This is a genomic window from Microcoleus sp. FACHB-SPT15 (assembly GCF_014849525.1).
GTDB classification, from domain to species: domain Bacteria; phylum Cyanobacteriota; class Cyanobacteriia; order Cyanobacteriales; family Coleofasciculaceae; genus Symplocastrum; species Symplocastrum torsivum.
Map to the genome: position 1 here is coordinate 1 of NZ_JACJNU010000018.1, position 10717 is coordinate 10717.

A 10717-nucleotide genomic window follows, 5' to 3' on the forward strand; every position below is an offset into this window, starting at 1 on the left:
CGGCTCAATTTCTCTGACTCACACTAAGCCTGATGACACAAGCTAGTGTAAAGTTTACCCCTATTTGTCACCCCACTCAAGAGTGATGGGTTATTTCTGCCGCGCTGCACTAGTGCCAGACAAACACCTTCGCCTCATATCCGCCAAGGTCAACCAGAATGCCATCTTCACCTGCTTCTACGTCGTAGTTAGCCGTCCACTCGTGCCACGTTCCTGCTTCAGGGAAGTTAGGAACGCGATAACCAGCAAGGAAGTCGTCGGAGAAATTTGCTACGACAACCACACGAGAACCCTCACCATTCCAACGGCTGTAAGCTAACACTTTGGCTTCGGGATTTTCATGGATAAAGTCAATGTTCTCTGTATAGAGAGCATGATTGTTTTTACGAAGATGAATTAAGCCTTTCAAAAACTCAAATAGATTGCGATTGAGGTCATGACTGAGTAACGTCCAATCAATTTTTGCTTGCTCTTGAGTTTTGTACTTATACTCACCAAACTCCTCACCCATCCAGAGTAGAGGGACTCCTACGGCTGTCATATTAATGACAGCGCCCAACCTTCTGCGCTTAAACGCTTCATCATCTAAGATGCCACGCTCACCCAACTCTGCCAAAACATGATTGTGGTCGTGATTTGTTAGGTAATTCACAACATTGGTTGACCCCATAAAGCCTTGCCGCTTGCAATCAATCACATCCTTAAGGCGTTCTATATCAAACGTGTCGCCACAGATATGTTCCAGAATGCAGTGATAGAAACTATCATGCCAACAACCATCCATTGGTCCATCTGCATTTGTGATGCTGGAGGTTTCAGGGATATGTTCGGCAACAGCGTAAAAAGGCTTCATGTTAGCCGAGTTTTTGGCTTCCTGAACAAGCCAGTGCATGAAATCATAGTTAGCAATTTGTCGCGCCGCGTCAAAGCGAATGCCGTCGATATGATACTCTTCAACCCAGAAGCGTACTTGGTCTCCCATAAACCTGCGGGCTGGGTAAGTATCCAGGCTTTCGTCGTGGAATTCGTAGTTAAACTCCGGTCCCCAATTATTCTCAGGGTCACGGGGAGAGTGATGATACCAGTAGTCGTGGTCAATTTGGGTTAAAGGACTTTCAGCTTCTGAGTGGTTATAAATCCCGTCCATGATGACGCGAATTCCACGCGCATGACACTCATCGATCAGATGCTTCAACTCCTCTGTTGTGCCATAGCTGGATTCTGTAGCGAAGAAGTAGCGAGGATTGTAGCCCCAACTATGGTCACCAGGATACTCCTTGACTGGCATCAACTCGATCGCATTAACCCCTAAGTCAGTGAGGTAATCTAATTTTTCAACAACGTGCTTGTACTGACCTCTAACATAGGCATCAGCCTCGCCGCCGGAGAAGTCTCCAACGTGCAATTCGTAGATAACTAACTCATGGTCGCCAGGTAATGGCTTGTCATCGTGCTGCCAAACGTAGGTATCGACAATCCGTTGACCATCTTTAATCCGCACAACCCCGTTTTGTGTAGGGTTATCGATGTCCGTAGCGTAGGGATCGTTAACATCCACCCATTGATCGGGTTCAAAGAACCAGGACTTGGATTGAACACGGAATTTATACTGATAAACTCCATCCTCAAGCTCGACCGTTGTCCGGAAACAACCATCCTTACCTTTCTCCATAGGAATGTCTTCCCAATTAGAGAAAGACCCAATCAATGCCGCCCCTTTGTTGTAAGGAGCAAATAAATTAAATTCAATTGGACTTGCCATAAGATCCCCAGCCAAGAGGTTCAAGAAGTTGAAGCAGACATAGCTATTATCTAGTCTTAAATTCCAATAGGGAATCGTTCCCAAGAGATAAACTTGCTTCCTGGGAGATTCTCTGAAATGAATAGCCTTATCTAAACTCTGGGTTCACAAGCTTACGAATAAGCGATTTTACTGCTTCTAGCGCTGTTATTCTGCTAATTACGCGATTATACACTTAGGTTATCCATCTGAGCGATCGCTATTCTCTTCTAGCTGATGATCATCTAACCAGACAGTTAAATCCGTTACCTGCTCAAAATCCAGCAGCGCCTCACCCAACTCCTCCAACTGAGCAAGAGATAACCCGCGAACCCGCTCTTGCCACTGAGGGTGAACCTCGCCAAATCGCCGAGTTAGCAAACGCATGAGTAATGATAAGGCTTCCTCTTGTCTTCCTTGTTGCAAACCTTGTTGCAGACCTTGTTGTAATCCCTTTTGAAGAATATCTTGATAAATTACAGATTCCTGCATCAGTTCCTCCGTGAATAGTTGGCGAATAAAATCTTTGTCAAATCGCAGACCCGCCAGCACTTCTACACAAGCAGCGAGACTCCCCCGTTGTCGTGGTTCTTCGATTCTATCGACCTGGGCAGCGACTTGTTCTAATAAGGTCGTAGGAGAATCACTACGAGCCAGACATGCAAAAGGTAACAGTGCGGGGTTGGTTAGCAGTGGCGTTGGGTCTTGCTCCCAGAGGCGAATCACTCGATAACGATGTGTTGTGTTGGTGTCGGTGAACTCGTTGATAAATAAGGTTTCTGAGTTGGTGGACTTTAGAAAAATCACAACTTGCTCAACCGGACACCAGTACGAGCGTTTAAGTCTTACCCAGTAGTCAAGCATTCTAAAGGGTAGTGGTGGGTTAGAGCTAGGTAGGGTTTGAAATTCTAGGTGCAGAATTTGGTTAGCCGTTTGCAGCAGTGTTAGGGAATCAGCACGAATTGGTTCTACGCTCAGTTCCGTTTTGAGAACGGTAATGTCGCTTGCACTTGTCTTTTCGCCAGAGATCCAACTCACAAATTCAGCTGGATATTCCTCTGCTAGATATTTACAGATGTTGTCGTAAGCCAAGGAAATTGTATGCTATTAGACTACTTTGCGTAATTTACTGGGCAAGGGTAGACAAAGCAATGATTTACTGACTCAGCCACGCGATCGCATTTCTGATCCAATCTTCTGCATTTGTACTTTTTGCTAGCAGTGCATCTTGGCTAATCGCATTCAACGCTTGATTAACCTCATTGTTGTCATACCCCAAGGCAAGTAGCGTCATCTCGACATCTTCTTGAAGGGCTGGTGATAGTCCTGTTGACGAAGCAGGTGTTGCTGTACCAGTAAGCTGACGCCATTCGGCAAGCTTGGTTTTTAGTTCTAGGGCAATGCGTTCTGCGGTTTTGTTGCCAACGCCGGGAGTTTTGGACAAGGCGCGAATATTACCTGTAACAATCGCTTGCACTAAATTGGGTAATCCAAGAGTGTCGATTAATGCGATCGCAAGTTGTGCCCCAATCCCACTCACACTCAACAACTGACGAAACAAATCTCGCTCAGCAGCAGAGGAAAAGCCATATAGTACCTGTTGGTCTTCTCGAACTTGCAGATGAGTAAACACTTGCACGGGTTCTTTTGATGCGGCTTGCAATTCCTGTGATAAACGCCCAGGAATTTGTACTTCATATCCAATTTGGTTGACTTCCAGAATCAGAGTGACACGATTGCCAGTACCTTTCTGAATAGTTGCTACTGTTCCCTTAAGATAACTAAGCATCAAGTCGTTGTTTCTTGCTAATCGGCTGTACCGCAATCCACCTTGGAGGCACCGAAGAGCGCGATCGCAACGGTACTGTGTATCTTGCCGAAGTATTTCAGCCACTGCTCAAATTGTGACGACGCTGTATCTGAGAGTGGCTTAACTCCGGTTTATTATACGTTATTGCTACGCTGGATTTTGCAGTATGAGCGGTCTAGTAACATAACACAGTGGGTTGGGATGTTGGGACTCCAAGCTCTGTTATCCCTCTGCCCTCAGTCTGGGGTAAAACCTTAACTTTCCGTGACTGTATCCTCCAAAACTCGTCAATTTAGCCGAGAGTGATGGAAGATCGATAAATAACCTCTTAAAATCTGATATCCACTAAGTGATGCGATCCAGCCTTTATTCTGGAATCATTAGAGTTGCGCGTTGTTAGCGGATAAGAGCAGAGGGACTTTTTCATGGGACATCTAGCACTGCTGAGTGTGTCGGACAAAACTGGGCTGATTGACTTTGCCCGGAAGCTAGTAGAAGAATTTGAGTTTGATTTAATCAGCAGTGGTGGAACAGCAGCATCACTCTTAACCGCAGGGCTGCCCGTCACAAAAGTTTCTGACTACACGGGGTCTCCTGAAATTTTAGGAGGAAGAGTCAAAACGCTGCATCCTCGGATTCATGGGGGTATTCTGGCGCGTCGAGACTTACCGCAAGATATCGCAGATTTGGAGACACACTCGATTCGTCCGATTGATTTGGTTGTTGTAAATCTGTATCCCTTTGAGCAAACCATCGCTCAACCAGGAGTTGAGTTAGCTGAAGCGATTGAGCAAATTGATATTGGTGGTCCCGCAATGCTGAGGGCATCGGCAAAGAATTATGCTCACTTGACGGTTTTATGTAATCCCAATCAATATGATGCCTACTTGGAGGAGTTGCGTCAGGCTAAGGGTGTGCCATCGCTAGAGTTCCGTCAAGCTTGTGCAATTCAAGCCTTTTCGCACACGGCAGCTTATGATCAAGCGATCGCATCTTATCTCGTAGGTACACAGCAGGCTACATCACTACCAGAACGATTCATGCTTTCTGGGCAGCAACTACAATCCTTGCGTTATGGCGAAAATCCCCATCAACCTGCCTCTTGGTATCAAACAGGAATCCCCACAGGTTGGGCAGCGGCAACCAAACTCCAAGGAAAAGAACTAAGTTACAACAACTTAGTTGATTTAGAAGCCGCACGACGCATCATTACAGAATTCACTGATACTCCAGCAGCAGCGATTCTCAAGCATACCAATCCCTGTGGTGTGGCATTGGGAACAACACTTTCGGAGGCTTATGAAAAAGCCTTCAATGCTGACTCAGTTTCTGCCTTTGGTGGTATTGTCGCCTTCAATCAAGCGATTGATGCGGCAACCGCAACGGCGCTAACTCAAACCTTTTTGGAATGTGTGGTTGCACCAGGCTGTGAACCGGATGCTCAAGAAATTCTTGCCGCTAAGTCGAAGGTACGGGTTTTGGTTTTGCCAGACTTGCAAACTGGACATAAGCAAACCGTAAAAGTCATTGCTGGTGGTTTCCTATTGCAAGCCTCTGATGATGTGATTGCTACCCCAGACAACTGGCAAGTCGTTACACAACAGCAACCGACACCAGAGCAACTGGATGAACTATTATTTGCTTGGAAGGTTTGCAAGCACGTCAAGTCGAATGCGATTGTCGTAACACGCGATCGCGCAACATTAGGTGTCGGTGCAGGACAAATGAATCGCGTTGGTTCTGTCAAAATTGCGTTAGAACAAGCAGGAGAAAAAGCCCAAGGGGCAACACTTGCTAGTGATGGCTTCTTCCCGTTTGATGATTCTGTGAAAACAGCAGCAGCAGCAGGAATTGTTGCGATTGTTCAACCAGGAGGAAGCCTGCGGGATAAAGATTCTATCCAAGCGGCTAATGAGCTAGGTTTGGTGATGGTTTTGACTGGCATCCGTCACTTCTTACACTAAACTCTTGATCCTTCAACGACTTCAATCCTTGTTATTCCATTAACATCAGTCGCAGTGGGTCTAAACGAATGTACCACGGGAACGATTGGTCTTTGAGAATCGCCCATTTTTCCTTAAACACTTCTGCTTGCAGATGGTAATCCTGGGGACTGGTAGGAGAAACATTCAGCTTGAGATACAGCGTCATCCGGTGTGGCGTTTCACTGGTTCTTGCCACCCAGCAGGGGAAAGTATTCTCTTGGCTGGGTTTATTGGTAAAGGTTAACTGATGGGCGCGAATGCCAACGTGGGAGGGTAACTCTGAGACAGGTTCGATAACCCGCAGCGTACAACCCCAATCAATCGCTTCTACCTGTTGGGATGCTTTAACAACAACACGGGAGAAGTTCTTGCAACCCGTCAATTGTGCAACACTGACTGTATTTGGGCGCTCGAAAATGTTTTGTTTGGAACTGTATGCGATCGCTTTTCCTCGTTCCATCACCAACAAATCCTGACAAACCCGATAAGCCTCTTCCAGATTATGCGTCACAAATAAGGTAACGCCTTGGTAAGTCTCAACGCTGGTAATCAATTGCTGTTCTAGCTGACTTCGCAAGTGGGTATCCAGTGCGGAAAACGGTTCATCCAAGAGTAATGCTTCCGGCTGACTTGCCAAAGCCCTCGCTAAAGCCACCCGTTGCTGCTGCCCCCCAGAGAGTTCGCGAGGATATCGCGACTTATAGCCCTGCAACTGCATGGCTACCAGTTGGGCTTCTACCTGCTGCTTGATAGTTAAGGCTGATGTACCCCTTGGCAAGCCGAAAGCAATGTTTTGAGCAACACTTAAGTGAGGGAACAGGGCATAATTTTGAAACAAAAAACCAATGTGGCGATCGCTAGACGGAATATTAATCCCTTTTTCCGAATCAAATAGCACCCGTCCGTTCAAGACAATACGCCCTTTAGTCGGTGTTTCTATGCCAGCAATGCACCGAAGAATCATACTTTTGCCAGCACCGGAAGCCCCCAATACTCCCAGAACCTGCTCATTCGTACTGAAGGACACATCCAACAAAAACCCAGGAAGTTGCTTCTGAATATCGACAAACAGTCCTGAGTTAGCAAGTGCTGAGTGCGACGGAGGGTTATTGAAGTTATTAAGTGCTGGTTTTTCCCTATTCCCTATTCCCCATTCCCTATTCCCCATTCCCCAGTAATTAACAGCAATGATGCCAGATAAAGAAATGCCCATAATTACCAGCACCCATATCCAGGCTTCATTCATCGCCCCAGCTTCAACAGCAAAATAGATAGCCATTGGAATCGTTTGGGTTTGTCCGGGGATGTTACCCGCTAGCATCAAGGTTGCACCAAATTCACCCAACGCACGGGCAAAAGCTAGAGTAGTTCCCGCTAAAATCCCAGGCATGGCTAGAGGCAAAGTGATTCGCCAAAAAATTGTCACTTCAGAAGCACCAAGGGTTCTAGCAACGCGCAACAGGTTGGCATCAATTTGTTCAAATGCTCCCAGTGCGGTTTTATACATTAATGGGAAGGCAACTACCGTAGCTGTAATAACAGCAGCGTACCAGGTGAAAACTATACTAATGTTCAGCGATAGTAGTAGTTGCCCAAGGACACCATTTTTGCCAAACAGCAGTAGTAATAAAAACCCAACTACTGTGGGTGGCAAAATTAAAGGCGAGACGAAAATTCCCTCAATCAATGATTTCCACTTACCTCGATATCCCAACATCCAATAAGCCGCTGCAATACCAAGGAAGAAGGAAAACACAGTGGCAAATAAAGCTGTTTTTAGGGATATCCATAAAGGAGAAGGGTCAAATTGCATAAAAACAATTGTTATTTGTTAATGCTTCGTCGTCCTTTGTAACTAATACCAATCCTCTATAAAGTTGCACTAAAATTTTTATCCTCTGTAGTCTTCCTTATATCATTTTGATTAAATACGGCTACAATGCACCCCCCTAACCCCCCTTATAAAGGGGGGAATAAGAAAAGTATTTGTAGTGAACATTTTGGAAACTGACTAAGGACAACTGACCAATCTTGCTATTGAACCGTGCCAAATCCATATTTATCAAATACAGTTTTCGCTTGATTGTTAGACAAGAAATCGACATACTCCCTGGCAGCAGAAGCATTTTTACTATTTGTAAGTACAGCTACGGGATAGATAATTTTGGAATGCAAGTTTTCTGCGGCTGTCGCTACCACTTTTACCTTGTTTGATGTTTTCGCATCTGTGGTGTAGACAACACCTGCATCAGCGTTTCCACTTTCAACGGCAGCTAAGACTTGACGGACGTTGTTTCCAAGCACAAGTTTTGGTCTAATTTGTTCTAAAATCCCCAGCTTTATAAAGGCTTCCTCGGTATATTGCCCAACGGGGACACTCTTGGGTTCTCCGATCGCAATTTTCTTGACAGTAGAGTCTGTCAGTTGGGTGAAGTCGGTAACACTAAAAGAATTGTTTGGCACGATTAAGACTAGGCGATTAGTCAGAAGATGGCGACGAGTATCCTTGAGGATAAGATTTTTCGCTTCCAAAGCATCCATTTGCTTTTGAGCAGCAGAAACAAAGATATCTGCTGGCGCACCATTTTCAATTTGTTGCTGCAAGGCACCGGAAGCCCCGAAGTTATAGGCAACGTTAACATTCGACTTAGCTTGTCGATAAAGAGGCTTCACTTCTTCAAGGACATCTTTCAAACTAGTGGCAGCGGATACCAGTAAGTTAGCGTTTGCCTGAACGACAGGAGATTGGTTATTACAACTTACTCCAACTGTCAAAATGATGACGGTTGCAACTATCCAAGCAATGAAGGAAAAAATGCGTCTTCTTTTCACAGGAAATAGCACTGTACACTCCTCTATTTAAAGATTGACAGAAAAATCAAATGAGATTAGATGATTTCAAATATAATGTCTGAAAATTGTTAAATATCACTCCTAGTGACTAAGCTGTCCAGCTAACCGTGTTGATGGTTTTCACTAGCATCGGTCACTTCTTGCACTAGACCTTTGATATTTCAACAGCTTCAATGGTTATTATTAGCAAGATTGTTTCCCAAAGCGATCACATTTTTTCCAGGAAAGGCGATCGCCTTCTCTGTGCTGACATAATTTTGTCAGTTGTTGTTCATAAAGCTGAGACAGCCGTAGAATTCCTTCTTCTGTATATCTTTGAGCTTCCCGCTGAATGGCTGACCAAACGAGTATAAGTGTTTTCAAATCTTGGCAAGAACGAATCAAGGTGGAGCAAGCGGCTATCCATTGCTCTAGCTTTCGGTAGCTGATGAAGTAGCCGCCTAAGCCTTGGATATGTACCCAAAGTACGTGCGCCCATTTTTCCCAACGCCAAATCCGCGTTGTATCAATTTTGAGATACTTGGCAAGTTGTCTATTGGTAATGACAAAGGTTTTGGGGTTGATGCGATGGCGCAGAACGTTCATGGCTGTTTTTGAGGTATGTGCAGTTGGTTCAGCAGCAGTAATTCTCGGAGAACCCCTCCCCAACCCTCCCCGCATCGGGGAGGGAGCCGGATTATTCTTATTTCCTCCAATTTCGGGGGAATTAAGCCGGAGCTTTAGTAAGGAGGTCATTCTTGGGACTTTTGCAAAGAGGTTTCTCCCTCATCGGGCATTACATCAAAAACAATTTCAAAGGGAACAGTTGGCATGAGTCGTCGGAGGACTTGCAGATGAGCTTCGGCATCATTGCGGCGACGACACCGAGCAATGATGCGCCGTTGCAAATTGGGCAGAGGGCGGATGATGCACCAGGGATGCAGCTTTTCAAAGTAAGTCATGAGGCTTTCCTACCAAGGCTTTTAGGTTGCTTTTTTATGGCATCTTGAATGATGGTTTTCAGCGCGTGGCATCGGGTGTCGTTGTTTTCTGGGTGAAGTACCCAAGCGCTGATGGGTGCAGGTTGATAGGTCAGCTTGTAGAAGCGGTCAGGGGTGATGATGACTTTCCAAACTGGCTGTTTGGGTTGTTTACGAAGTTGATAGCCACGTTGATGAAGTGCTGCGCGGATGGCAGCAACATCTGTGGCGACTCGCAGTGCTTCGGTCGCTTTGGATTTTTTCATGGTTAATTCTGTAAAGCTTCGCTGGTTTCTATCTAGGAATAGTGTTTCCTATTAGTTACCAACTACATCATACAGGAATGGTAACTAAAAGGAATCATTTACTCAGTTATGAGCCTCTGACAAAATCTGAGGCATGGGAAGAGCAGGCAAAGCCCTTAAACAAGTGTTGGAAACCTATGGGATTACCCAGAATCAGCTAGCTGTAGCGATGGGGATTAGACGATCTAATGTGAGCCGCTGGGTGAGTGAAATTAGAGACCCTGTGGCGGAAACGATGCTGGAGATTCGGGAAGGGCTTCAGCAAATCAATCCAGAGGCGGCTAAGGAGTTCATTAGGCTTTACCTTGGAGAGTCAGCCGAGGATGAGGAGCAGTCATAGTGGAAGAAGTGCGATTGCTTTGCTGCAATCTTCAATAGGCGAGAGAGCGATCGCGTTTTCTCTTCGTAGTGCAATCCCAAGTGTGGACATTGTAGAAGTCCATAGTTAGCCTTGAGCAGATTTGACCTCCGTAGCGGGAACTCTAAAGAGTGAGCGTACTCTCATCACTGCCAAGAATTGTTATTCATGACACAGCCGAAAAGTTTAATTAAGCAAGTGATCGATTGCTGCCAGGAACGCAATCGCGAAGCCCTCGACAACATATTTGTAAACCTCAATGAGCAAGTCTTAGCAGAAAGCTTGCCGAGGTTGCAAGACAATACAGGGTATTGGTTCAGAAGGTATATAAGCGAGAAGCTGTCGAAGGTCACAGGCATCCTTCAAGCTACAGCGCATCAAAACCGAAAGCAGTATTACGCTCCAAGAGAACAATGGATAGGAGCAGAGGAAGCGCGAGAGCGTGGGAAACGACTGCATAAATGGATAGAAAACTGCCTGAATAGAAGAAAGTTGGAGCCGTGTGCAGAAGATCTAAAGCCGTGGAAAGAGTCAATAGAGCCTGTGCTTACGCAGATATAGCCAGTCTAAATGAAATGTGAAAAGGCATCGTACTTCTCAAAGTTAGGAAAGTTGAAGAGTTTCAGCTCAGCAAACATCTGAAAAAGGCGTTTAACAATGTTAAAGT

The 10717-nt window shown here is 45.5% G+C and carries 11 protein-coding genes; 3 read left to right on the plus strand and 8 right to left on the minus strand.

The window, feature by feature from the left end:
* Positions 1 to 109 precede the first annotated feature (109 nt).
* The 3 genes from H6F98_RS06470 to ruvA form a co-directional block, all read right to left on the minus strand.
* Entirely contained in the window at positions 110 to 1762 is a 1653-nt protein-coding gene (locus H6F98_RS06470) for an alpha-amylase family glycosyl hydrolase (protein ID WP_192217853.1), read from the minus strand.
* A 219-nt stretch (positions 1763 to 1981) separates the two neighbouring features.
* Positions 1982 to 2872: a DUF4351 domain-containing protein gene (locus H6F98_RS06475; RefSeq protein ID WP_192217854.1), complete on the minus strand. Its 891-nt coding sequence runs from the start codon at positions 2870 to 2872 to the stop codon at positions 1982 to 1984.
* Positions 2873 to 2936: 64 nt separating this feature from the next.
* A complete protein-coding gene (gene ruvA, locus H6F98_RS06480; RefSeq protein WP_192217862.1) occupies positions 2937 to 3569 on the minus strand; it encodes a Holliday junction branch migration protein RuvA in 633 nt (210 codons plus the stop codon).
* A 446-nt stretch (positions 3570 to 4015) separates the two neighbouring features.
* Between ruvA and purH the strand changes: the two genes are divergently transcribed.
* On the plus strand, positions 4016 to 5554 hold the full coding sequence (purH, locus tag H6F98_RS06485; RefSeq protein WP_192217855.1) for a bifunctional phosphoribosylaminoimidazolecarboxamide formyltransferase/IMP cyclohydrolase: 1539 nt from the start codon (positions 4016 to 4018) through the stop codon (positions 5552 to 5554).
* 31 nt (positions 5555 to 5585) lie between these two features.
* Here purH and modB read toward each other — a convergent pair whose 3' ends face one another.
* The 5 genes from modB to H6F98_RS06510 form a co-directional block, all read right to left on the minus strand.
* Positions 5586 to 7388 (minus strand): molybdate ABC transporter permease subunit, encoded by a 1803-nt coding sequence (gene modB, locus H6F98_RS06490; RefSeq protein WP_192217856.1) that lies wholly within the window; start codon positions 7386 to 7388, stop codon positions 5586 to 5588.
* 221 nt (positions 7389 to 7609) lie between these two features.
* A complete protein-coding gene (gene modA, locus H6F98_RS06495; protein ID WP_192217857.1) occupies positions 7610 to 8407 on the minus strand; it encodes a molybdate ABC transporter substrate-binding protein in 798 nt (265 codons plus the stop codon).
* A gap of 204 nt (positions 8408 to 8611) precedes the next feature.
* Positions 8612 to 9163 (minus strand): hypothetical protein, encoded by a 552-nt coding sequence (locus H6F98_RS06500; RefSeq protein WP_313929801.1) that lies wholly within the window; start codon positions 9161 to 9163, stop codon positions 8612 to 8614.
* Positions 9160 to 9369: a hypothetical protein gene (locus H6F98_RS06505; protein ID WP_192217858.1), complete on the minus strand. Its 210-nt coding sequence runs from the start codon at positions 9367 to 9369 to the stop codon at positions 9160 to 9162. Before H6F98_RS06505 ends, H6F98_RS06500 begins: the two co-directional genes overlap by 4 nt.
* On the minus strand, positions 9366 to 9653 hold the full coding sequence (locus H6F98_RS06510; protein ID WP_192217859.1) for a hypothetical protein: 288 nt from the start codon (positions 9651 to 9653) through the stop codon (positions 9366 to 9368). Before H6F98_RS06510 ends, H6F98_RS06505 begins: the two co-directional genes overlap by 4 nt.
* A gap of 133 nt (positions 9654 to 9786) precedes the next feature.
* Between H6F98_RS06510 and H6F98_RS06515 the strand changes: the two genes are divergently transcribed.
* Together H6F98_RS06515 and H6F98_RS06520 are read left to right on the plus strand one after the other, a co-directional pair.
* Positions 9787 to 10032 (plus strand): helix-turn-helix transcriptional regulator, encoded by a 246-nt coding sequence (locus H6F98_RS06515; RefSeq protein WP_192217860.1) that lies wholly within the window; start codon positions 9787 to 9789, stop codon positions 10030 to 10032.
* 186 nt (positions 10033 to 10218) lie between these two features.
* A complete protein-coding gene (locus tag H6F98_RS06520; protein WP_192217861.1) occupies positions 10219 to 10611 on the plus strand; it encodes a hypothetical protein in 393 nt (130 codons plus the stop codon).
* Positions 10612 to 10717 lie beyond the last annotated feature (106 nt).